Genomic DNA, 24,435 nt, shown 5'->3' with positions numbered 1-24,435 from the left:
ACAAAAAGATATAGTGTAAAGCCTGACCTTTTTAGGGAACGCCCAACTTAGGAATCATATTTACAACAAAAAAAATCGTCCTAAAAATGGACGATTTTAATAAGCAAATTTCTTCTTTTTCTATTTTATAAATGTAATGCTCAAAGGATAATTTGGAGCTTCATTATTATTTACTTTTATGGCATTTATAATTGGAAAAATTAAATAGAAAATCCCGATTACAATGAACCCTAAAATTCCTAATCCGAAAAGAAAAATTAAGGGAATACAAATTAAGATATAAATAAACATAGAGATTCTAAAATTAAGAATTGCTTTTCCGTGTGCATCCATTCCAAAGATTTCATCCTTTTTTGTGATCCATAAAATTAAAGGAACTATAAAGCCTCCAATGCCGGTTACAAAATCTAATAATTGACTTAAATGTGTAAGTACTAATAGCTGTTTATCTTCTTTCATTTTTATATATAAAGTTTTAGTTGTGTACTTATTAGACTTAAAAAAGTTTGTTTTGTTACATATTTTGAGTTGTTATTTTATAAAAAAGTATTTGAGTTAATATGTATTCTATTTGAGCAAAGACAAACTATGCATTGATTGTAATTTTGTATGGAACTTAAAAACATATATTATGAATTACTTAAATATTGACAAAGACAAAGCATTACCAGTAGTATCAGAATTAAATGTACTGTTGGCAGATTACCAAGTGTATTATCAGAAATTAAGAAATTTTCATTGGAATGTTTTAGGTAAAAACTTTTTTGAATTACACAATCAATTTGAAGACATGTATAATGATACAAAACTTAAAATTGATGATATTGCAGAAAGAATAGTCACCTTAAAATACCACCCAATTAGTAAATTGTCTGATTACATAGAAGTTTCTAACGTTAAAGAATCTAGTCCATTATTAACTGATGTTGAAATGGTAAACATTTTAAAAAACGATCAAAATATAATTTTAACACAACTTTCTAAAGTAATAAAGAAAGCCAATGAGGTCGAAGATGAAGGTACGGCAGATTTAATTGGAGCATACATTAGAGAGCTAGAAAAATCTTCTTGGATGCTGAATGCATGGTCTAAAAACACGAGTGACGTATTGGACAGTAGTTTTGTAGAATAATAAAATTAGCTTACATTACTTCAAAATAATTTCATCACTTAATTAAAAAATGGATAAAATAACTGAAAAACTAGAGATCTGGAAAGATGTCTTTATCAAAAATATTCCCAATATTGCTATTGCAGTAGTTGTACTATTTGTAGCCTATTTTGCTTCAAGAGGAATGAATTCTATTGTAAACAAAACGATAGGAAAAAAAATAAGACAAAAATCTGTTAGAGATTTAGTTTCTAGATTTGCCTCTGCCCTAACTATTTTAGTAGGTCTATATTTGGCAATGACCGTATTAAAATTTGATGACACCCTAAAAGCCATTATTTCTGCTGCTGGTGTGTCTGGTATTGTAATTGGTTTGGCATTGCAAGGTACATTGTCTAACACCATTTCTGGTGTTGTTTTATCCTTTAGGCAAAACTTAAATATTGGTAACTGGGTAGAGACCAATGGCTATTCTGGCGAAGTAATAGATATTAATTTAAATTACTTTGTTATTAAAGAGGCAGATAATAATATGGTTGTTATACCCAATAAAACTATTTTAGAAAGCCCTTTTAAAAACTATTCTTTAACTACCAAAATGAGAATTTCTATAGAATGTGGTGTAGAATATGGTGCGGATTTAGAAAAAGTGCAAGCTTTAACAAAAGAAGTGATTGGCTCTAATTTTAGTCAGAATGAATTGGGTAAAAATGTAGAATTTTACTTCACTGAATTTGGAGACAGTTCTATTAATTTTTTATGTAGATTTTGGATAGATTCTACAAATGCATTAGAAAAACTAAAAGCCAAGAGCGACGCTATTATAAAAATTAAGCAAGCTTTTGATAAAGAAAATATTAGTATCCCGTTCCCTATGAGAACATTAGAGATATTACCAAATCAAAGGTTAGACATCAAGAATATTGTTGATAAAGAGCAATCTTAAACCTATAAACTTTATTCCCCCAATTACTTAAAAAGCTTAGCACATTTTGTGTTGAGCTTTTTATTTTTCTGTAAAATCTTGTGTATTTTTGCAATATGATTAAAAACGATACTATTATTGCTTTGGCAACTCCTGCTGGTGTTGGTGCAATTTCTGTGATTAGACTTTCTGGCGAAAATGCCATTACTATTGTTGATTCTTTTTTTAGATCGATTAAAAAAGGTAAAACACTGAAAAACCAGAAAACACATACCATTCATTTAGGGCATATTGTACAAAACGAAATCCTTATTGATGAAGTTTTAGTATCTGTTTTTAAGAATCCTAATTCTTATACAGGAGAGAATGTAGTTGAAATCTCTTGTCATGGTTCTAGCTTTATTCAGCAAGAAATTATTCAGTTATTTTTACAGAATGGTTGTAGAATGGCTGATAACGGTGAATTTACCATGCGTGCTTTTTTAAACGGTAAGATGGATTTAAGTCAGGCAGAAGCTGTTGCCGATGTTATTGCCTCTAACTCTGCTGCTAGCCATCAAATGGCAATTCAACAAATGCGAGGAGGAATTACAAATGAATTGAAAGACTTGCGTGTTCAGTTGTTAGATTTTGCTGCTTTAATTGAGTTAGAACTCGATTTTTCTGGTGAAGATGTAGAATTTGCTGATAGAACGAAGTTTAAAGAATTGGTTGCTAAAATCACTTTTGTTCTAAAGCGTTTAATTGATAGCTTTTCTTTTGGAAACGCCATGAAAAACGGAATTCCGGTTGCTATTATTGGAGAACCAAACGTAGGAAAATCTACTTTATTAAATACACTTTTAAACGAAGAAAAAGCCATTGTTTCTGATATTGCTGGTACAACACGTGATGCTATTGAAGATGAAATGATTATTGATGGTGTTGCTTTTAGGTTTATTGATACTGCAGGAATTAGAGAAACGGAAGATGTTGTAGAAAGTATCGGGATTAAAAAAGCGTACGAGAAAGCAGAGAATGCCCAATTGATTATTTTCTTAATTGACTCAAATAAATACGCGTATGCTAGTGAAGAGTTTTTAGAAGAAATAGAAACTATAAAAACACGCTTCCCTAACAAGCGCTTATTAGTGATTGCTAATAAAGTTGATACTTTATCTTGTAGCGATTCTTCTATTTTACAGTCTGAAATTGATAATTTAATTCTACTTTCTGCTAAAAACAAAACCGGAATTGAAGAACTAAAAAACGAACTAACTTCTTTGGTTAATATTGGTGCTTTAAGTAACAATGAAACGATTGTTACAAATTCGCGACATTTTGAGGCGCTGAACAATGCTTTAATCGCAATTTCTTCTGTGCAAGAAGGTATCGATCTAGAAATTTCTACTGATTTGTTTTCTATCGATATTAGAGAGTGTTTGCGTCACCTTGGCAATATTACCGGTGAATATGATGTTGATAAAGATATTTTAGGGCATATTTTCGGGAACTTTTGTATCGGGAAATAGATTTGTTATCTTTTAGCTTCCTTTAGTAGGATTTTGTTTGCCATATATCTTAAATATGGTTTCATTACTTAACTAACAGAATGAAATTACTTTCCGTTAGACCAATTTTAAAATGTAGATATATTTATAGCATTTTACTTTGTAAACCATACTAATTTTATTTAGCTGAAAATTAGATACCTTTACCTATAAATTTAAAATAGTATATTTGATTTATAAATAGTACTAACCAATATTTTAATGGAAGTTGAAACAGAAAAACCTAAAATTATTTTTGAAAATTGGGTTAATGAATATAGTGACACATTGTATTCTTGGGCATTATATAAAACTTCTGTAAAAGAAATTGCTGAAGATTTAGTGCAAGACACCTTTATGTCTGCTTATCATAAAATAGATAGTTTTAAAGGAAATAGCCAACCTAAAACATGGTTATTTACTATTTTAAATAACAAAATTATAGACTTTTATCGAAAAAATGCTAAAATTAAAAAGCATGAATTTAAAATTTCTGAAAAAGAAGGTTTTCAATTATCCGATGACTTATTTGATGAAACCAATAGTTGGAAAGATAGAAAAGTAGACCCAATTTGGGATAATGAGGAACATTTATTAGATAATGAAAATTTTAATGGAGTTTTTGCAAATTGCATTAGTGGTTTACCGAAAAAGTGGAATGTTGCCATCACTTCAAAATATTTAACGGGTAAAAAGACCGATGAAATTTGTCAGGATTTGGGTGTAACTGTGTCTAATTATTGGCAGATAATACACAGAGCCAAACTTTTGCTAAAAGAGTGTTTAGAAACTAATTGGGCTTGATAAAGAGATAATTAAATGAAGAATACAATACCCAGAATATTGAATAAATTAACCAACTCTTGTAAAAAGACAGTTGAGTTAATAGATAAAAAAACGTTTTCTAAATTATCGGTAATAGAAAAAACGAAATTAAAATTGCACAAATCTATCTGCAAAACATGCAAAGCTTATGAAGAACAATCAAAATTTTTAGACCAAGCTGTAGTTAAGTTATATAACCAAAAACAGCCTCATAACAAGGTTCAACTCTCAGCAGATAGGAAATCTAAAATCCTCGAAAAAATAAAAAAACAATAATTTTTAATTTTTTTTTGTCAGTAAATTAAAACTCAGAGTCTATTCTATTGTAACCCAAAAAATAGGATATAAAATGAGTATTAAGAAAAAAATAATTATCGCCTTAGGTCTAGGAATTGTAATTGCAGGTATAATAGCTGCAGTACTATTCTTTCAACCTCACAGAGATGTTCAAAACACTACTACAGATTTCAGCTATAATGCAAGTGAAATTGTAAATGAATATCTAACAGATTCACAAAAAGCAAACAATAAATACTTAGACGAAGAAGGCAACTCTAAAGTGCTTGAAATTAAAGGTATTGTTGCTAAAATTTCTGAAGACTTCAATAAACAAAAAGTTATTCTATTAAAATCTGACTCAGATAAAGCAGGTGTAAGTTGCACATTCACAGCAGAAACTAACTCACATACTTTAAACATTAAAATTGGTGACAAAATCACCGTAAAAGGTGTAATACGATCTGGAGCAGCATTTGATGCTGATTTAGATATGTACGAAAACGTGATACTTGAAAAGTGTGATGTTATCACAAAATAAATTAAGAGTAACTACAAAATAATTCAAACAAATAATAATTAAAATTAAATTCTAATAACATGAAAAAATCATTTTTAACAATCGTCGCAGTAATAGCCATTTCTTTAACTGCATTTGCTCAAAAACAAGTAAGTGCTAATACCCACATGAAATTTTTCTCTACAACACCAGCAGAAGATATTGAAGCCAATAATTATAAAGCCGTAAGCACCATAGATCCAAGTACTGGTGATATTGTATTTTCTGTACCAATGCAAAGTTTTGAATTTGAAAAATCTTTAATGCAAAAACATTTTAACAGTAAAAAATTTTTAAATACAAAAGCAAATCCTAAAGCAAAATTAATAGGAAAAGTAGTTAATGTTGAAGCTATAAAGTTTAGTAAAAATGGTACTTATACTGCCAAAGTAAAAGGCAACTTAACTATTAACGGTGTTAGTAAACCAATAACTGAAAATGTAAAATTTACAATAGCTGAAGGTAAAATTAATCTTACTTCTAAATTCAATATTACATTGGCAGATTATGAAGTGGCTTTTGAAAAAGGAAAACCTTCAACAAACATTTCTAAAACTGTGGAAGTAACTGTTGAAGCAAATTATTAATAACTTCCTAAGAAGATCGTATTATTAATTATAATTAAAACCAAGATATCGTATTTTATCTTGGTTTTTTTTTAACTAAAAAGTGTAAGTAATCTAAATAATTAAGTCTATATAATAAAACAATACTAAAATTTTTACAATGCAATTAAATTTTAAAAAGATCTTTCAAAAAATTAAAGCACCTTTTCAACAAGGGTTGCATTGGAAATCGATATTAAAAGCAATTATCATTAGTCTTCTTATTACTATTATTCCTTTTTATGGTATAACAACTATAATACTCACATATGTTTCAATTAAATTTAAATTGAATTTACCAATTATGATTGCAGTAAACTTTATAGCAACTCCATTACAGTTTATGTTATTCTTACCGTTTATACATATTGGTGAAAGCATTATGAATACCAATCATACTTTATTAACAGTAGAAGAAATTAAAACAGCTTTTAATGTCTCTTTTTTAGATACCATAAAGCGTTTATTTTTTGAATTGATTTGCGGCATTACCGGTTGGCTATTAATTGTACTTCCATTAGGCTTTATGACCATAATTTTATTAAAAACGAAAACGTTAAAACCAAATAATCAACTATAAAATCAAAAGAAATTTTCTTTGCAATTGCTATATATTTAATTATTATTATATTTTAAATCAGTCTTTTTTGAACTCCATCAAAAACCTTAATAGATTGATTATAATAGATTAAGATTCAGCAAGTGATCAAACAGGGATACTTCAATTTAGATATAAAGTTGATAACATTTAAGTCTAAATATTGTAGTTAAAAGATTAAACGTGGTTAATAAAATTATCACAGATATAAATATTAAGGCATGTTTGATATCGTTTCTATAACTCCTAGTGCAGCTTTTTCTCCGGAAATGATAGCTGCATTTAACGAACCGTTTAATAATGTGTCTCCGGCCAAAAAAACTCCTCGCGTTAATCTTGTTTCTGATGGTGCCATTTCGTATTTTAAATTGCTTAATTTTGGTAAAGCAAAAGGTATACTATATTGATTTATAAATCTTACAACATCAATATTGCAATATTTCTTTAATTCTATTTGTACACGCTCAAGAAGTACCTTCTTTGATAAATTTTGATTGTCAACCACAGTAACAGAAAGTAATTCTTTATTTGAATGCTTAGTTGTTTTTAAACTTGTATGATAAAAAATGTTATTTATCAAAGTGCCTTTTTTAGGAATAAGACCGATTAAAGGTTTTTTAATAGTTCGAGTTTCGATTTCAAAATAGAATGTATCGCAAGAGCTCCATGCCATTTTTTGATGTTTCATATTAGGAATTAAACCATGCGCTTCTGTAGCCAATATTGTAAAATTACTTTCTAATATTGTATTATTATCCAAAGTTATTTTCCTTTCTTTTATTGAAACTACTTTAGTATCAAACTTAAAAGTAGTTCTCTTTAAGTTTCTATATAATTGATTAGGAATTTCTCCAATACCCTTTTTGGGTAAAGCAGCATAACCTTCCTGAAACATTTTATAGACAAATTCGAACATTCTACTAGATGTCTCTAATTTGTTTTCAAGAAAAATCCCGCTAAAAAATGGGGTAAAGAAATCATTTATCATCCTAAAAGAAAAACCAAACTCTTCTAAATATGACCATGTAGATTGCTCTTTGCAAGAAAATATTTCTGACATCGTTTTTTGCTTCAGCTTCTTATTCAGTTTTAATATTTTAATTTTATCAGAAAAATTGCCTATACCAGAAAATAAAGTTGAAAAAAGTAACGATATATCTCTAAAAGGATCTCCTAAAGTGGTTTGCGTTCCGTTTTTAAAAATAGTGGCACCTGGTAAAAAATATTGTAATTCTAAAGATTTAAAATCAAGATATTTTTGAGCTGCAGGATACGCTGTAAGTAAGACTTGAAAACCATGATCTAATTGATAACCATCTATCAAATCTGTTTTCACCCTTCCTCCAACACTATCTGTAACTTCTATGATCGTAGGAGAATACCCATTTTGTTCAAGTACAGTAGCTGCTATTAAACCACTAATACCCGCACCAATGATATATATTTTATGATCTTCTTTCTTCATATCTTTATTTTGTTTAACTTTTAATAAAAAGTATTAAACAAAATTATGTATTTTTGTTGTAATACAAGAATAATTTATACGTATTTATTTAAAAAAAGAAATAATGAAAAATATATTAATAATAGGCGGAAGCAAAGGTATTGGCCACGAAATAGTAAATTCACTTTTGGATAAAAACAAGGTTATAAATATAAGTAGAACAAAACTCGAAGATGAACACCCTAATTTAACACATTTTAATTGCGATATACTTACTGACGAATTACCAGATTTGGCTAATGTTGACAGTCTTGTTTATTGCCCTGGTAGTATTAATTTAAAACCTATCTCTAGATTAAAATTAAGTGATTTTAGAGACGATTTTGAAATTAATGTTTTAGGAGCCGTAAAAGCGATTCAAAAATATTTACCACAATTAAAAAAAGGAATTAATCCATCCATATTATTATTTAGCACTGTTGCCTCTAAGTTAGGAATGCCATTTCACGCAAGTATTGCAACCTCTAAATCTGCGGTAGAAGGTTTGGTTAAATCATTAGGTGCTGAATTGGCTCCAACAATTAGAGTTAATGCAATTGCACCAACCATAACAGATACAGAATTGTCTTCTAAATTATTAAGAAATGATAAAATGATTGAAAAAATAACAGAAAGACATCCTTTAAAAAGATTTTTAAATCCCAAGGAAGTAGCTGCAACCGCTGAATTCTTATTATCTGACAATGCAGCTTCTTTTTCTGGTCAAATATTTGAAATGGATTGCGGTATTGTATCGTTTAAAATATAATTGAACCTCAACAAAACGATAAAAAATAAGGCTGTTATTATTCTAAAATAACAGCCTCTATTTCTAACTTAAAACCTTCAGCCTTTTTATTACCAATTAAAAAAGCTAATTCTTCTAGACTCTCTTTACTATAATTTGGTTTTTGTAATTTATTACCTCTAAAGGTAGGATACATATCTGATAACAATATTTCAATTTCTTCCCATTCATTAGACGTTTCAAAAAAAGCGATATAAACATGATCATCTGTTACTTTACTTCTTATTCTAAATTGATATCTTTTTCCGTCTCCTTTAACTCTAATAATAACTTTAGAATATTTGTTCGGTACTATTTTATCAAAACGATTCCTCAACAAAGAAAATCCGCCATTATTTTCTAAAGACACAGTTCCACTAAAAACACAATTACCATTTTCTTTTAAAGAAAATAATCCAGACGACTTACCCCCCATTACGGCATCATTAATAATCTTCCAATTATCAGCATTACGATTTGTATTACTATCAAAAATAACTAATTGTTCCATATTTTTTTTAAAATTAAATTATTGAGTATATTTATTTAGCATTCCTTAAAAAAAATAAACCTATACCAATATAACTATTACTATTGTAAGCAATATTTTTTCCTTTCTCTATATGACTTTTTTAAAGTTTTAAAAGATACCTCTCAGCATTTTTAATATGTAATTCTTGTTTTTCTAAAGGCATTTTATCAAACATACGCACTAACATCCCTAATCTTGGGTTCGACAAAAAGAAATCACGATGTGTATTCATAAAACGCCAAAAAAGACCATCCCAAGTTGCTTGCCATTCTCCCTTTTTATAATTACTCATTTTCATAAGATAATTACTACCACTTATATAAGGCTTCGTAGCTATTAAACCTCCATCTGCAAACTGACTCATTCCGTAAATATTAGTCACCATTACCCAATCATAAGCATCTATAAATAATTCCATAAACCATTTGTATACCTCATCTGGATCAAATTCACTTAACATCATAAAATTACCTAACACCATTAAACGTTCTATATGATTACAATATCCTGTTTTTAATACTTTTTTAATCGTCTGATCAATTGGAGCTATACCTGTAGTTCCGTCGTAAAACGATTTCGGAATCTTCTTTGTAAATTTCCAAAAATTGGTAGTCCTTTCTTCACTTCCTCTCGCTTCGTAAATACCTCTTATAAATTCTCGCCATCCGATAATTTGCCTTATAAACCCTTCTGTAGAATTAATAGGAATATTATTTTCTTCTGCAAATAACAAACAAGCATCAACTATATATTTAGGCGTTATTAAACCAACATTAAGCATTGGTGTTAACACGCTATGATTTAATATTGAATTTTCAGCAACAATAGCATCTTCATACACCCCAAACTCAATAAAGCGCTGTTCAAAAAACTGATGTAACCAATTTTTACTCGTTTTAAAATCAGTTGGATATAAAGCGTAATTTGTTAAATCCCCTAAATTCTTTGAAAAATGAGTATTCACATACTGCTGTGCTTCTTTAAAATATGCATCAACATTAGGAAACTGAATTGACGGTGGTGTTTTTTTAGCTGGATATTTCTTTCGGTTTTCGGTATCAAAAGTCCATTTTCCTCCTGTTGGTTTTCCATCGGGTTCTAAAAGAATATTTCGTTTTTTCCTTTGATCGGTATAAAAAGTTGTTTGATGGTATTTCTTTTTATCCTTTCTAAAGAAAACTTGCAACTCTTCTTTTGAGTTTAAAAACAGAGGAGAATCATAAATTGTAGAAGTTATATTATGTTCTAAGCACACTTTTTCTATTCTTTTATAAAGCCAATTATCTGTTGGGTCTATATAGTTAATATGCTCAATTCCTTTTTGCTTTAAAGCAGGAATCAATTCTCTAATATCGGAAGTATATGTTATTGCTTCAATATAATGTACATCAATATTTTTTTCTTTCTGAAGAAAATCAGCATACCGTTTCATGGTAGCTCTATGAAATGCTATTTTCTGTTTATGAAAAGAATACTCCTTAAAAAATAAATATTCTTCTATTAAATAGACAGGTGCATCTACTTGAAAAATTGGAGATTCTTCAAATAATTGATGCGGAAATATTAAATTGATTGTTTTCATTTATTTCTTCTACAACGTTCACTACAATACTTTACAGCTTCCCAATTCTTTTCCCATTTTTTACGCCATGTAAATGGTCGTTCACAAACGATACATATTTTTTCAGGAAGATGTTGTTTTTTCATTCTTATAATTCAGGAACTTCATCTATTCTTACATAAGGATGCTTTGCTATCTTTTTTAGGGAATAATAACTATTTAAGCCAGAAATACCAATACTTTCGGTAGCTTCTAAATCAATATCACCATCTACGATAGCATCATCTGGAAAAATTAACTGTTCTATTTCTCCTATAATTAATTTGGTGCCGTTATGTTTTATATCAATAGCTTCTACAAAGCGCATTCCTATTTTAAAGTTACTTTCTTTTACAAATGGCGCCTTAAAATCTTCCATATATTCTTCAGTAAGATTACAGCGTTTAAATTCAGACGTGTTTGTATCAAACTTTGCTGATGTATAATGCGCATTTTTTATAAAACCTTGATGGATATGATTGATTGTATAGACTTTATTCTCTTTAATATTAGCATACGTATGCCCTACTTCTGCTGTTTGTGGTCTTGTAATAAAACCTAACAATGCAGGACTACTACCTAAATGAACTATAGAACTAAAAATAGCTAAATTACTTTGGCCTTTATTATTTATAGTACCTATAAGGTTTGCTGGCTTTATACCTGTAACCGAATTAATGATTTTTAATTTAGTAACACGGTCAAATCCTTCTATATCTTGTTTATTGTAAATCATTATTTTCTATTTACGTGCATATTTAAAATGCGATTCTTTTCTTTTTCTACTGCAGGATGCTTTTTATGTCCCCATATTTTATCTCGAGCTAATTGCGCACTTTCTTGCAAATTAACAATGGGTAATGGATAATTTTCACCAATTATAACTCCACAAAACGTTTGCTCCATGATTGTCATTTTCCAAGGTTCGTGAATGTATGCTACTGGAACATTTCTTAATTCTGGAATCCATTTTTTTATAAAGACTCCCTCAGGGTCGTGCTCTTGAGAATTCTTTACAGGATTATATAAACGTATTGTATTAATACCTGTAGTGCCTGCTTGCATTTGAAACTGCGGATAATGTATCCCTGGGTCATAATCTAAAAATTGCCTTGCCAAATGGTAGGCTCCATCTCGCCAATCTTGGTCTAAATTGAGTGTTAAAAATGAAACTACCATTGCTCGCATTCTAAAATTAATCCATCCTGTTTGTTCAACGGCACGCATACAAGCATCAACTAAAGGCACACCTGTCATTCCTGTTTTCCATGCTTTAATAAAGGTTTCATTCTTTTGATGTGCTAATAATTCATAACCTTTATTTATACATGCCGTTTCATAACTGCATGCTACCTCAAACTTTTGAATAAAATGACAATGCCAGTGCAAACGTGTTAACATTGCAGAAAATGCTTTATCGTTTTTTGTTCCATTAGGATGCGTACCTACAAACTGAAAAGCTTGCTTTATTGTAATATTTCCCCAAGCAAGATATGGTGATAATCTACTACAAGAGACCCTACTTTCTGTTGGTTTTGAAATATGCTTTTGGTAATTTTTGCCTCTTTCTGCTGCAAACGATTTTAAATAATGCCAAGCATTTCGTTCTCCTGCAGGTTGAAATTGTTTTGGATATTCTTTCCATGCTTTTTCCAATGCTTCAGGTAACAAAAAAGGATGTTTCAGCGCTGCTTCTTTAGAAATTGAATACCTATTTTGAATTACCGGAGTATGCATGGTGATATGCCATTGCTTATTCCAATTATCTCTATTTTTAATACCTCGTAAAATACCGTCACGCTGAAATTCTTGCCAAACTATTTTATTTTGATTAAAGAAAGAGCTAACTGTTTTATCACGTTGCCAAGTTATTTGAATTCCACTTTCTTGATAACTAAAAACATTTTGTATATTGAATTCTTCATTCAAATGATGATATACCTCCATCGCTTCCGCATAAAAAACACTTACATTTCTGTTAAAAGGTTTAAGGGTATTGTTTAAAGCTTTAATAGAATTATAAATAAACTTTAAATGTCTTGGACTGGTATCTGGATATTCAATAATTGAAGGTTCAAACACATAAATTATTTTGTACGGAACACCTGATTTCTCTGCTTTATGCAAAGGTTCGTGATCTTGTGAACGAATATCTCGTTTTAACCAAACAATATTTATAGTTTGTTTTTTCAATAGTAATTTAAATAAATGACCTCGATGTAAACACGAGTTTTTTTTAGATATTATTTTATTTTTATCCTTATAAAATATGGAAAGTAATAACCTTGTTATCTCCCTCTTATTAACGTTTACTAATTCTATTACCCGAAATTTCTTTTTGACGAGAACACTTAAAACGTGTAATACTTGGATTGCGTTTTTTTAAGTGTTTTTGACTTACACCACTATGCACTCGTTTACGCCAACGTTTAAAACTTGATTCTTTTAAATTACCTCGCATTACAAGTATTACTTGCTTTTCTGGTAATCCGAATTGAAATTCAATAGCTTCAAAAGGAGTTCTATCTTCCCAAGCCATCTCTATAATACGATCTAATTCTCTTTCTGTAAATTGTTTTGTTTCTAATTTCATCTTATACCTTTTTCCAAATTTGATCCGCACTTAAATAAAAACTACCTAAAGAATTAAAACGACATTCATTTGGAGCTATAATTGACAAAAAAGTTTCTTCGTTATCTCTTTTGTACAAATGATATATTTCTCCAAGAATAGGTTCAAAAGTAAATTCCGCATCAAAAATCATTTTATTATACTCATACTCCTTCATCATATCTTCATATTCAGCTTTTAACTCTAAATACTTCGACTTCATTTTATGATTCACCTTATTAATACTTCTATTTTTCCAAGCAATACTATCAGAAGTTGTTATTACCGGAGCACCAACAGAAGTTGCATATGGTTTCAGCGATGCATCATACTTTTGAGTTTCTGTATTAAAAACTACATTGTCTGGTTTTTTATCTTCTTTCATATCTTTATAAAATCTATGCCTTAAGAGCTATTAATTGTTTCATCACTTCTTCTGCCTCACATGTCTTTTTATCACTCTTTTTTCTATCCGAAGTAGACAAAGAATAAGCTTCCTTCATAAGGTTTTCATATTTACTTTGTAATTTTTGTACTTCTGTTTTCTTTTTAAATATTCCGAACATCTCTATTTTTTGTGTAAATATACAAAATGTTTAACAATTACTTCTTTTGATTAAACAAAACTACATGTAAGAAGATTTAGTAATAAATAAGGTGATGCTTTTATAGCAGTTAAAAGTTAAGTTTTGTAAAAAAGCATATGCACAACACTCTATTCACACTTCTTATTGTTGATTATAAATATCACTGAAAACAGTTAGAAATATTTAAGTTAATTCCTTCAACTTTGTATTAAATAAAAAAACAATTATAATATGAAAGAATTAAATGTAATTCAGCGTATAGAGTTAAGAATTAAAAAAGACGAACATACAGAAAAGCTATTTAAGCTATCGCAATGTGATTATAATTTATCTTCTACTTTCTATCCAAACGAAGAACAAGACAGAGGTTTAGATGTAAATATATCTGGAGCAATGAATAATGATATTTGTACTTTCTTTTTAGAATGGTTATCTCGTAAACCAGGTGAATGGTCTGGTAGTTTAAAAATTTATCACCAAAACCAAGATGAACCTGTAATTAATTTTGTTTTTGATGATGCTATCATCCATAATTACAATCAATCTTTTTCAGAAAATAACGTACAGTCTCAAGGTACTTATTTTAGTGGAATTTTATCAGGTGTTGTTTTTAATGATGTAAAAATGAATTAAGAAATCTATAGTATAATTATCTAAAAGGCCTTTAAGATCTACATCTAAAAGGCCTTCTTATTCAATTTATAAATCCTATTTAAAACATAAAAAAATAATTAGCACATCTATAAATTACTTTCTAAATATTCGGTAATATCTAAGTCTGTATAATAACCACTTTGATGACCGCCCCAACATGCTGTTAAAGAAAATACACCACCACCTAATTTTAATTCTTTTTTAGTTTCCGCATCTTCATTAGGTACACAATATATTTCTATTGCGTTTATATTTGCTGCAATAACTTCTCTTAATTTATCGTTTCTACAAACTTCTTTTAAACCATCTGTAAGGCGTTGTAAACAGATACTTGGCACAAATTTAATAAAGTATATTTCAAAAGTATCCCAATTAATATTAATAGGGATTTCTTTACCTAGAATCTCATTTACTTCTTTCTGATAAGCTCCTAAATATTGGTCTTCTATTAATTTCACCGCTTTTTTTTCTTCTAATTTCATGATGCTTTTTTTTCATTTCTGTAATCTTTCAAAGATATTAGAAGAGATTCTTAAATTTGTACCATCATTAAGTGAAACTAAAAACTCACTGAATTCCGTGAGTACTTTACCAATAGATTCGTCTACATTTATTTTATAAAATAACAGCATATGAAAATTACAATTATGTCAGTAATTTGTTTAATAATTTTAATACTAATCGTTGTAGGTTGTTCTAATTATATCGGAATTTCTAAAAAGAAAGCTTCTTTAAATTTAGAAACCTATTTGCAAAGAGAATATAATGGTAAACTTGTTTTTAGTGATTTAAATCGTTTTTTTAATGCAGCAACAATGGATCCCAATATATTTGGTGTTCTTATTTATGATAAAGAAATACCAGAAATTGAATTCTATACTCATCTTGATGCTAAAAATATATTAGTAAATGATACTTTACCAATGTATGCTACTACAGATGTAATGACGGTAGATAACTTATACCAAGATGCATTAAAGCAATATGAAACTAGGCAAGAAGTTATTGATGATTTTAAAAATGAAATTTCTGAAGTAAAATTCTCTACAGAAACTATCGAATTAAAGTTTGATAAAAATATAACTCCAACAGCTTTAGAGAATGTAGTAGCACGTTTTACAGATCGATTAAACAATACTATAAAAGAGTTAAATACGGGGTTTCAATTTAGCTTAGTTATTAAAACACCTAAACACCCGGAAGGGTTTATAATAATTCCGTTAGTAATAGAAGATAGTAAATGGGAAAGAAGACCATATTTATTATCAGAATCTATCAATAATTTTGAAGTTTTAGAAACAATGATTCAAAAAAATATAGAAGATAAATTAGAAGTTTCTAATCCTTATTTTAAAATTACGGAGTATAGAAAAATTTATATGGACAAGTCTTCTTTATCTAAAGGTGCTTGGATTCAGTATTTAGACGACAAGAGAATTGTAAATGATGGAAAAGGGAAATGGGAAAACCCACAAACAGGACTTTATGTTCTCTATTTTGATTTAGATTCTAAATTTATTTATAAAGGAGAATTGCTAACAGAAGAAAGTGATAAAAATACTTATGTAAAAGAATTAAGACAAATTGTAGAAACAATAGAAAAAGAAGGAATTAGAACTAAATAATGATTTTTCCGTCAATTTTTAGATAAAAAAGAGGCTTTACAATATGTAAAGCCTCTTTTTTTATTAATCAAATAAACCAGATTCTATGGCGTATTTTACAGCTCCGGTTGTTGTTTTAGAGCCTGTTTTTAAAAGGATATTTTTTCGATGCGTTTCTACCGTATTTACAGAAATAAACAATTTTTCAGAAATTTCTTTAGACGTTAACTCTTCCGATAAAAGCGCTAATACTTCTTTTTCTCGAGGAGAAATTTCTATATTTTTATATTTTTTACGTTTAAAAACGCTTTCCATATAACGTTCTTTTATCAATTTAGAAAAATATTGTTCGTTACCTAAAACAGTACGTACCGCTTTTTGCAATTCGTCTTTACTTGTAAATTTTGGCACAAAACCATCAGCACCTTTTTGTATTACTTTATGTACCGTTCTATGGTTATCTAACATGCTTAACATAATAATTTTTACCTTACTATGCTTTTTCTTTATTTCGGTAAGTAACTCAATACCGTCCATTTTTGGCATGCTAATATCACTAATAATTAAGCCAACTTCAAACTGACTTAACAATCGAATTACTTGTTTACCTTCTGTTGCTATATGTATTTCACCAATTTCTTCCATATCACTTAATATGGTGTTTATGCCTTCTAAAAACATAAGGTGATCGTCTGCGATAATAATGTTTGTTTTTTTCACAATATTTATGTTGTTGGAATGTCTATTGTAATAGAAGTTCCATGATTAGAACTGCTATCTATATCTAAAGTTCCATTTATTTTTTGTAAACGTTCTTTAATATTACGTAGCCCAATTCCTTGTTTTTTATTCTTTACAAACCCTTTACCATTATCTGTAATTACAATATTTAAATGGTCTTCATGCTTGGTTAATTGTACATCTGCACTTGTTGCTTCTGCATGTTTTAGAATGTTATTTAATAATTCTTGTACAATTCTATAAGCATCTGCTAAAAGTGCTGCTGGTAATTTATCTATATCTTCTTCTGGGAAGAAATAGGTTTGAATATCTAGTTTAGATTTCTTTGTTATTTGATCAATAAAATCAGTTAAAAAGCTAGTAAATCCTATTTTAGAAAAAGAAAGCGGATGTAATTGATGAGAAAGACTACGCACATCTACACAAGCATTATTTATAGCATTTGCAATTCTTTTAGATTGTAACTCCTCTTTACTATTTTCTGTAAAGTGTTCAAAAGCTATTTTTATACCCGCCAAATCACTTCCAATTCCATCATGAATTTCACGTGCTAATCTAGAACGTTCTTCATCTTGCCCTTCTTGATAACGTTCTATTACAGATAATTTATGATCCTTCATCATATCTGTAATTTTTTGTTTTGCATTTTCTTCTTGTTGTAAATTTAATTCTTTCTGAATGCGTAAACGTTTAACGTAAGATAATCTAAGTATAATTAAAATGACTACTACAAGTACAAAACCAGCTATAAAAGCATTTCTAACAATACGTTGTCTTTTAACAGTTAATTCTACTTTTTGTAACTCAACTTCACTTATTTTTTGTTCCTTTTCTAAAAGCTGAATTCTAGCTTCTTTTAATTGTGTTTCATACCCTTCTTGAATTTTCGCTACATATTTTTCTTTATCTAATGTCTTTTGCTCTGCAACGGTAGCAACTCCTTTTTGATAAAACTCTAATGCTTTTTCATAGTTTTTTTCTTCTTCATAAAGTTGTGCTAAATTCTTGTAAATATCAGATTTGTAAACGGATAAAGATTGCTCATCTCCAATTGCCAATGCTTCTTTAAAGTAATTAATAGCTTCTTTTTTATGACCTAATTTAGCTTCACATAACCCCAAATCGTTTAAAACAATAGCAATATCAGAATAAAATTTTAGCTCTTTTAAAAGCCTTAATGTTTTCTTTAAAGCAATTACAGCAGCTTCACAACGTTCTTCTTCTACCAACATTTGAGAAAGATTAATGTTTACATAAGCAATAACTGCTTTATTTCCTTCTCTTTCTCTATAGTCTAAAATTGTTTTATAATGCTTACGCGCTTTATCAAACTTTCCTTCTTCTTTTAAAATATTAGCAAAATTAAATAAGGTAGTTAAAACGCCATCATTGTCACCTAATTCTCTGTAAATATTGGCTGCACGATCTAAATTTTCTGCAGATTTTTGATATTCTTTTTGAAGCAAATAAAGGGTTGCAATATTTTGATAAGCATTTGCCTCTTGTACTTTATCATTTGTTTTTTCTGAAAAACTTAAACATTGCATAAAGTTATCAATAGCTTTCGGGTATTCTCCTAAGTTTTTATAAGCAGATGCCATAATATTATAACAAGCTGCTAAACCTTTTTCTATATTTAATTTATGAAGTAAAGAGATTGCTTCATTTGTATACGTAATGGTACTCTTATAATCTCCAGTAATATTACCCAAATTACCTAAAGCATACAATGCACTAACTTCTTGAATATCAATTTTTAATTTTCTACTTTCTTTAAGCCATTCTGTAGCTGCTTTTTTTGCTACTTGCGGATTAGAATTAAGGTTCTTTTGATATTCTAAAGTAAGAGAATCTATACGAGGCGTATTATTTACCGCCTGTGCAAAAGTGAGATTAATTACGCCTAAGAAAAGGAGTATTACTAAAAGATGATGTTTTATAAGTAGCTTCATTAAGTTCTGTAAACATAGTACCTTTAAGCGAAATAAATGTTTCTAATTTTTGTTTTCAATTCTTTTAACATTTCAATTTCTCCGTTTTTAAATTCAATATTTAATTTAGAAACGCTTTCCAGTAAATTATGTTGCAAAAATACATCTTCTTTATAATTTGTGGTTGCAATTTCTAATTGTTCTAACAAAGCATCTTCAGACGGATTATCTTTACTTAGATACATCGCATTGTATTTTGTAAATCCCTCTACATTATTTAACTCTTTAGAAAAATGCTTAAAGACTCTTAACATTACATTATACTCATCTTTAGGGAAATTAAAAAACGATTCTTCCGGATAACGTTGTAATAAATTTTGATGTGCTAATAAAGCTTCTTCATGTTGGTTATCTTCTTTTAATAAGTTAGAATACTCAAAATCTAGTTTCCAATCTCTAGCTTCCGGAGCTTCTTTTTTAATGGTTTCACAAAGTGCTATAGCAGATGGCTTATCAAACCCTTCTGTTAAACACACTAATGCTAATTTTAAATAAGCACCTTTATTCGTAGAAAGTTCTGCTGCCTTTTTTAAAGATTCAGATCCATCCTTAGTATTTCTTAACATCCAAAAGATAAAACCGTTATTTCTGTAATCTATAAATGTAGTTGGGTTTTGTACTAAATCTGCTTCCGTAACTTTCTTTAAATCGTCTGGTTTTTTTAAAAAGGTGTAAAAACAGATCCATTGAAATACAGGATATAAGTCTGCCGATAATTTTCCTTGCTCATAATTATAGATTGCGTATTTATAACTTTCTTCACAATCTCCTTTTTCTATAAGTGCTTCAATACACATATTCATGGTACTACAATAATCGTCATCACCAATTTTATAAAAGTTAATTTCTTCTTGCATATCTTCAAAAAAGGCGGTGTAATTATGGTTTCTTTTATGAATAATCATACGTAAATTATACAACCAAGGTGCGTACGAATGTTGTGGTAACGGAAAATCTAGAAGTGCTTCATTAATAACTTTATAAGCTTCATTAAATCTGTTTAATTTAATAAGCGCACGCGCTTGAAAAAATAAGGTTTTAAGCGTTGGTGCTTTTCTTCTGTGAAATTGTACTACAATATCTAAAATACCTTGCCAACTTTCTATTCTACTATTCACTTCTAGTAAATAAAACAAATATTCACTCATTCTAAGTCCATTTTTAAAGGCCTCATGATAAGCTGCTCCCGTAGCGTTATAATCTTTTACAAAGAAAAAAGACTTCGCTTTTAAAACTAGTAGCAACGGATTTTTCGGGTTTATAGCTAAACCGCGTTCTACACAAATTTCTATGGTTTTTTTGTTTTTTGAATAATAGTATGATGAATTTCCTATTAACAAATATTGATGTTGTGCCAATTGCCAACCAGAGTTTGCTAAGGCTTTCATATAATTTTGATATTCTTGAAAATTGGTGTAATTTTCTTCTGGAAATATAGGTTTTTGTGGTGCTGCTAAAATTTGTGACACCATATCGTACATCATAAAAGATTTAGCATAATCTGCTAATAAAAAACGAGTAATATCTGTTAATTCTAAATGTCTCCATTCTGCAATCCATTGCTTTTTATTTTCGGAAGATTTATTGTCCCATAAGGCCACTTGAATACGTGCTAAATTTTGATCTGCTTGCTCTAAATTATCATCAAATTGTAAGCCTTTTAAAATTTCTTTACGATGAGTATCTGATGCTAAATTTAATAATTCATAAGAATCTATTACTTCCGTAGAAATACGTAATTGCTCTATACGAGCAGTTTCTACTTCCCAAAGTAAAAGTCGTGCTTCGGTTAACGCAGGATAACATTCTAAAATATATTTTAACGTAACAATTGCTTCTTCAAATCGGTTTTCTTCTTGCAGCTTTAAAGCAAAATGGATGTGTAAAGTTTCGTTATACGGATGTGCCATTAATGCCGTTTCATACACCCAATCTTTACATTGTTTATAATAACTACAAACGTATTCATAATCTGAAGGTAAAACTTCATTTATATTGATTAAAGCCTGTAAATAAGACTCTAAAACAGGCATATTTAGTTCTTCAAAAACACCAATATAAAGCATATACATACGATAATATCTGGCAGTATCTGCAGGATAACTCTCCCCTAATATTTCAATATTTTCTTGAATATTGGCCATAATAGGTTGCAAAGGAGCATAAAGATTTGCTTTATAAAGTTCTTCTGCACGCGCTATTTGTGTGATAACTTCTTGTCTTGTTAAACTCATTTTTTCCATGTTTTAAACCAATCGGCATGTTCTATATATAAGCGTTGGTAGCATTCCCAAAGTGTTTCCATACCAGGAAATTTACTAACATCTTGTTCTGTTGTTCCTAAAACATATTCATCTCCTAAACATACATTTCTATGAAATTCTCCCCAACTAGAAAAGGTAGATTTTATAGTTTCGTTCGCTTCTTCTAAACGTAAAATCATTTCTCTTGTATCAATAAAACCTAATACGTGCCCTAAGCGCATTTGAAAAATATAGTACGCCATTTCATACCCAAACAATTTTTGCTTTTTTAGACTAAAACGGTATTTCCAAACCATTTTATAAATGCCTTTCGTTTTTGGATTTTCTTCGGCATTGTATTTTGCATCAAAATCTTTTGTAGTACTCATTCGGAATTCTATTGCAAGTTTTTCGAATGTATTAGAAACCATTTCTCCGTTTTCGTAACGTTGCAAACTATTACGTAAATGCAAACCAGATTTTATGCCATATAAACTTAAAAGACGTTTTGCTTGCTTAACATCCATTTGATTTTCTAAATCGAAACCAGACCAACTTGTTAAGTCGGCACTTTTATAATTTTTCTTCAAAATCAAGGCCGATAAATTTAATTGGTCTTGTATTTTTGGTGTTATTTCTTGTGTCATTATCTAAGCTTTTAAATGGTCAACTACTTCTAATAAAGCCGTTGTTAAATCTTCTGAATAGGCTCCAGATTTTGCCATCGCTTTTAATCCCATTCCGTATGAAGGCGCCATTTTAGTTCCTTTTACCAAATGCACAAATAAACTTCTACAAAGTGTACCGTAGGTTTCTTGTTCCGTTTTTGGTGCTAAATTTGTATCAAGTAAAGTCATATAAAGCGCTTGAATAAGTTTAGCTTCAATTCCTGTTTTATCATTAGCTAACCAAACTTTAAATTCTTCTATTTTTTCATCTAAAGGCTCTAAGAGTTTAGTATCGTAACTTCCATTTTCCTTATAATTTTCTAGATTATAAAGTACAGCATCTACATATTTTTGGTTAATTTCTTTAACTTCCATTTCAACATTAATAGTTTGCAACTCTGCTGCAATACTTTCCATTTCTGTTTGAGGTTCTCCTTTAAAGTGAAAATGATAAAAACCATCAATAGCGGCTAATAATTCTTCTTGATATGTAAAACACGCTATAACACTTCTACTATAATCAGTAAGGTATTTTACCGTGTTTGCATTTAATTTCCTTTTATTTAATGTCGTTAGAAAATCGGTTAAATACGTATCAATTTGCATCGAAATGTAACCTAACATACCGTTGTCCTTTTCTTTGAGTTTGCATTTTCTATGAAAAGCGATAATTCTATTTATAGCTCTATCTAAAAAGTAACTCGCATCTTCTTCTAAGGTATTAAAATAGTTAGCTGTTCGGGTACCTTGCGTACTTAAAACATCTGAAATCCAAACGGCTTCTTGTCTAGAACTGTAATAAAAATCACCTAAATAATTAAACCAAGCTTGAATAATATGTAAGTTTAAAGGACGATCTTCATTAACGTAATGTCCTTTTGCAAAATCGTTACAAGGATCGGTAACGCAAGAATCAATGTTTTTTAGTGCCCAAATTTCATTTACACGCGTAAAATTACCAGGTTCTACACATAAAATAGCTAGTGTTTTTACAATAAAAGGTAAATTTTCTTTTCTAATTTCATCGCTAACATCTCTTGCGGAATAAGTAATTTCTAATAAATACAATTGTAAAATTTCTTGCTGAACTGCATTGTACAAAGTTGATAATTCTTCGCGAGCATCATAAAAAGTGCGAATTAGAAACTGATTTAAAGGATTTTTAATGCCTTCTTTTATAAAGTCTTCAAGAAAACCTTTTAAGTTGTCTTTATTCTGATAAACATTCTGAATTAAAAATGAACCCGTCATTTGAAAATCTTTGTGATCATAACGCATTACAGGAAATTTTCCTTTTCTGTCTTTAATTAATAAATTTGAAAATATAGTATTGAAGGTTTCTGTCTGATTTTTAACACCTGTTTTAGGGTGACATTTATCAAACCAAAACGGAATAAGTTGTAACGGAAGTGCTTCTGCCCTATTTTCAGTAAAAATTTGTTTTCCGTAATCTTTAAAAGTTTCTGAGTAAAAATTGCTTCCGCCATCGGCGTTTAACCAATCTACAAATCTTAAATAGCAAACATCTAATTGCTCTTGCGGAATATTTTTATCACGATTATTGAATAATAAAACATCGCCTGCATCCCATAATAATTTAGGTCCTAAAGCGGCAATTAACGGGTGGAAACCTTCAGTAGTTTTTAGGTTTAATAACTCTAAACTATTTGCTTCTACATAAATAATGCGCTCTTTAATTGCTTTATGCGCTTCAAATATTATTTGTAAATTATTGTAGTAATACGCAGCTAATTCTGTACTAAACCAAGGCAACATTAAATCGTATGCGCCTTTAACATAAACACGGCCTACAGGTAGTATTTGATGAAATTTTGTAATGAATTTTCGCCAATCATTATCAAAAAAATATTGAATAAAGTTGTTGTCTATTTTAAATGGAAACGTAGTTATAGTTTTGTCTGAATTGACGACAGAATAGGTTTCATTTAAAATATTATTTTTGATACAATGCTGAATTAAAAAATCGGAACTAAATACATCTCTAATGTCAAAAATTCTATGAACTAAAAAACGAGCTACAGAAAGAGAAGCCTTAGATTCACTTTTTACCAACATTTTTAAAACATTAAAAATTTGCATTTTCAAATCGTCAGAAATAGCATCGGTTTGTAAATAACTCAGACTAAAATATAAAAACTCAACAAGTTTATCACTACTTTTTTTATCCGGATAAAATCCGTTTTTTAACAACGGTAACCAAGATGCAATAAATTCTAATCCTTCTTTTTCGTTTGCAAAAACAGTAGGATGAAAGTAAATAAGTTGTGCTACTTTTTCTGTAAATTCTGCATGTACACCTTCTGTAGTAGTATTGTTTTTTGCCTTTAGATAAACATCGTTATCAGTAGCATTCATCAACTTTAAAACTTGAAGGATTGCTTTTATTTCAGAAGCCTCTAAAGATGACATCTCTAATTTCGGAACTATTTTCTCTTTAAATATCGTAGACATTTACTAAGTGTTATTCAAATTATATTCTAATATA

The 24,435-nt window shown here is 29.2% G+C and carries 27 protein-coding genes; 11 read left to right on the top strand and 16 right to left on the bottom strand.

Features of this window, described 5'->3' with window-relative positions:
- Positions 1-120 precede the first annotated feature (120 nt).
- Positions 121-459, bottom strand: coding sequence for a DUF4870 domain-containing protein (locus H0I27_RS08405; protein ID WP_218733586.1), 339 nt, complete (start codon positions 457-459; stop codon positions 121-123).
- A gap of 172 nt (positions 460-631) precedes the next feature.
- Here H0I27_RS08405 and H0I27_RS08400 point away from each other — a divergent pair, with 172 nt between their 5' ends.
- From H0I27_RS08400 to H0I27_RS08365, 8 genes are all read left to right on the top strand, one after another.
- Complete coding sequence (locus H0I27_RS08400; RefSeq protein ID WP_218733584.1) at positions 632-1,132, top strand: Dps family protein; 501 nt, start codon at positions 632-634, stop codon at positions 1,130-1,132.
- A gap of 49 nt (positions 1,133-1,181) precedes the next feature.
- A complete protein-coding gene (locus H0I27_RS08395) occupies positions 1,182-2,057 on the top strand; it encodes a mechanosensitive ion channel family protein (protein WP_218733582.1) in 876 nt (291 codons plus the stop codon).
- Between the two features lie 95 nt (positions 2,058-2,152).
- Positions 2,153-3,547, top strand: coding sequence for a tRNA uridine-5-carboxymethylaminomethyl(34) synthesis GTPase MnmE (gene mnmE / locus H0I27_RS08390; RefSeq protein ID WP_218733580.1), 1,395 nt, complete (start codon positions 2,153-2,155; stop codon positions 3,545-3,547).
- Between the two features lie 240 nt (positions 3,548-3,787).
- Complete coding sequence (locus tag H0I27_RS08385) at positions 3,788-4,369, top strand: sigma-70 family RNA polymerase sigma factor (protein WP_218733578.1); 582 nt, start codon at positions 3,788-3,790, stop codon at positions 4,367-4,369.
- 15 nt (positions 4,370-4,384) lie between these two features.
- Complete coding sequence (locus H0I27_RS08380; protein ID WP_218733576.1) at positions 4,385-4,666, top strand: hypothetical protein; 282 nt, start codon at positions 4,385-4,387, stop codon at positions 4,664-4,666.
- Positions 4,667-4,739: 73 nt separating this feature from the next.
- On the top strand, positions 4,740-5,207 hold the full coding sequence (locus tag H0I27_RS08375) for an OB-fold putative lipoprotein (RefSeq protein ID WP_218733575.1): 468 nt from the start codon (positions 4,740-4,742) through the stop codon (positions 5,205-5,207).
- A gap of 59 nt (positions 5,208-5,266) precedes the next feature.
- Positions 5,267-5,812: a YceI family protein gene (locus H0I27_RS08370; RefSeq protein WP_218733573.1), complete on the top strand. Its 546-nt coding sequence runs from the start codon at positions 5,267-5,269 to the stop codon at positions 5,810-5,812.
- A 139-nt stretch (positions 5,813-5,951) separates the two neighbouring features.
- A complete protein-coding gene (locus tag H0I27_RS08365; RefSeq protein ID WP_218733571.1) occupies positions 5,952-6,410 on the top strand; it encodes a DUF2062 domain-containing protein in 459 nt (152 codons plus the stop codon).
- 232 nt (positions 6,411-6,642) lie between these two features.
- Here the strand turns inward: H0I27_RS08365 and H0I27_RS08360 are convergent, their stop codons facing one another.
- Positions 6,643-7,893, bottom strand: coding sequence for an FAD-dependent oxidoreductase (locus H0I27_RS08360; protein ID WP_218733570.1), 1,251 nt, complete (start codon positions 7,891-7,893; stop codon positions 6,643-6,645).
- A gap of 103 nt (positions 7,894-7,996) precedes the next feature.
- Here H0I27_RS08360 and H0I27_RS08355 point away from each other — a divergent pair, with 103 nt between their 5' ends.
- Positions 7,997-8,680 (top strand): SDR family NAD(P)-dependent oxidoreductase, encoded by a 684-nt coding sequence (locus H0I27_RS08355; protein WP_218733568.1) that lies wholly within the window; start codon positions 7,997-7,999, stop codon positions 8,678-8,680.
- A 37-nt stretch (positions 8,681-8,717) separates the two neighbouring features.
- On the opposite strand, the gene H0I27_RS08350 is transcribed toward H0I27_RS08355, so the two are convergent.
- The 8 genes from H0I27_RS08350 to H0I27_RS08315 all read right to left on the bottom strand — a co-directional run bounded on the left by H0I27_RS08350 (position 8,718) and on the right by H0I27_RS08315 (position 14,007).
- On the bottom strand, positions 8,718-9,209 hold the full coding sequence (locus H0I27_RS08350; RefSeq protein ID WP_218733566.1) for a CIA30 family protein: 492 nt from the start codon (positions 9,207-9,209) through the stop codon (positions 8,718-8,720).
- A 121-nt stretch (positions 9,210-9,330) separates the two neighbouring features.
- Positions 9,331-10,812, bottom strand: a complete 1,482-nt coding sequence (locus H0I27_RS08345; RefSeq protein WP_218733564.1) for a cryptochrome/photolyase family protein — start codon at positions 10,810-10,812, stop codon at positions 9,331-9,333.
- Entirely contained in the window at positions 10,809-10,937 is a 129-nt protein-coding gene (locus H0I27_RS08340; RefSeq protein ID WP_218733562.1) for a DUF2256 domain-containing protein, read from the bottom strand. Before H0I27_RS08340 ends, H0I27_RS08345 begins: the two co-directional genes overlap by 4 nt.
- A 2-nt stretch (positions 10,938-10,939) precedes the next feature.
- Positions 10,940-11,566: a flavin reductase family protein gene (locus tag H0I27_RS08335; protein ID WP_218733560.1), complete on the bottom strand. Its 627-nt coding sequence runs from the start codon at positions 11,564-11,566 to the stop codon at positions 10,940-10,942.
- Positions 11,566-13,023, bottom strand: coding sequence for a cryptochrome/deoxyribodipyrimidine photo-lyase family protein (locus H0I27_RS08330; RefSeq protein WP_218733558.1), 1,458 nt, complete (start codon positions 13,021-13,023; stop codon positions 11,566-11,568). Before H0I27_RS08330 ends, H0I27_RS08335 begins: the two co-directional genes overlap by 1 nt.
- A 109-nt stretch (positions 13,024-13,132) precedes the next feature.
- Positions 13,133-13,423, bottom strand: a complete 291-nt coding sequence (locus H0I27_RS08325; protein ID WP_218733556.1) for a TIGR03643 family protein — start codon at positions 13,421-13,423, stop codon at positions 13,133-13,135.
- Position 13,424: 1 nt separating this feature from the next.
- On the bottom strand, positions 13,425-13,826 hold the full coding sequence (locus tag H0I27_RS08320; protein WP_218733554.1) for a DUF2452 domain-containing protein: 402 nt from the start codon (positions 13,824-13,826) through the stop codon (positions 13,425-13,427).
- Between the two features lie 13 nt (positions 13,827-13,839).
- Positions 13,840-14,007 carry a Lacal_2735 family protein gene (locus tag H0I27_RS08315; protein ID WP_218733552.1) on the bottom strand — a complete coding sequence of 56 codons (168 nt, stop codon included), beginning with the start codon at positions 14,005-14,007 and terminating at the stop codon, positions 13,840-13,842.
- Positions 14,008-14,259: 252 nt separating this feature from the next.
- Here H0I27_RS08315 and H0I27_RS08310 point away from each other — a divergent pair, with 252 nt between their 5' ends.
- Complete coding sequence (locus H0I27_RS08310; protein ID WP_218733550.1) at positions 14,260-14,661, top strand: hypothetical protein; 402 nt, start codon at positions 14,260-14,262, stop codon at positions 14,659-14,661.
- Between the two features lie 107 nt (positions 14,662-14,768).
- On the opposite strand, the gene H0I27_RS08305 is transcribed toward H0I27_RS08310, so the two are convergent.
- A complete protein-coding gene (locus H0I27_RS08305; RefSeq protein WP_218733548.1) occupies positions 14,769-15,164 on the bottom strand; it encodes a hypothetical protein in 396 nt (131 codons plus the stop codon).
- 150 nt (positions 15,165-15,314) lie between these two features.
- Between H0I27_RS08305 and H0I27_RS08300 the strand changes: the two genes are divergently transcribed.
- Entirely contained in the window at positions 15,315-16,307 is a 993-nt protein-coding gene (locus H0I27_RS08300) for a hypothetical protein (RefSeq protein ID WP_218733546.1), read from the top strand.
- A 63-nt stretch (positions 16,308-16,370) separates the two neighbouring features.
- Here the strand turns inward: H0I27_RS08300 and H0I27_RS08295 are convergent, their stop codons facing one another.
- Genes H0I27_RS08295 through H0I27_RS08275 form a run of 5 tightly spaced genes read right to left on the bottom strand, consistent with a single transcriptional unit; the run spans position 16,371 to position 24,401 of the window.
- Entirely contained in the window at positions 16,371-17,006 is a 636-nt protein-coding gene (locus H0I27_RS08295; RefSeq protein WP_218733545.1) for a response regulator transcription factor, read from the bottom strand.
- A 5-nt stretch (positions 17,007-17,011) separates the two neighbouring features.
- Positions 17,012-18,979 carry a tetratricopeptide repeat protein gene (locus H0I27_RS08290; protein ID WP_218733544.1) on the bottom strand — a complete coding sequence of 656 codons (1,968 nt, stop codon included), beginning with the start codon at positions 18,977-18,979 and terminating at the stop codon, positions 17,012-17,014.
- 23 nt (positions 18,980-19,002) lie between these two features.
- Complete coding sequence (locus H0I27_RS08285) at positions 19,003-21,252, bottom strand: hypothetical protein (protein ID WP_218733542.1); 2,250 nt, start codon at positions 21,250-21,252, stop codon at positions 19,003-19,005.
- Complete coding sequence (locus H0I27_RS08280; protein ID WP_218733540.1) at positions 21,249-21,908, bottom strand: DUF1266 domain-containing protein; 660 nt, start codon at positions 21,906-21,908, stop codon at positions 21,249-21,251. The genes H0I27_RS08285 and H0I27_RS08280 overlap by 4 nt, the downstream gene beginning before the upstream one ends.
- Before the next feature lie 3 nt (positions 21,909-21,911).
- Complete coding sequence (locus H0I27_RS08275) at positions 21,912-24,401, bottom strand: hypothetical protein (protein WP_218733538.1); 2,490 nt, start codon at positions 24,399-24,401, stop codon at positions 21,912-21,914.
- Between the last annotated feature and the right edge of the window lie 34 nt (positions 24,402-24,435).

Source organism: Polaribacter sp. HaHaR_3_91 (genome assembly GCF_019278525.1).
Lineage (GTDB): Bacteria > Bacteroidota > Bacteroidia > Flavobacteriales > Flavobacteriaceae > Polaribacter.
This window is presented reverse-complemented; position numbering and strand designations above follow the sequence as displayed.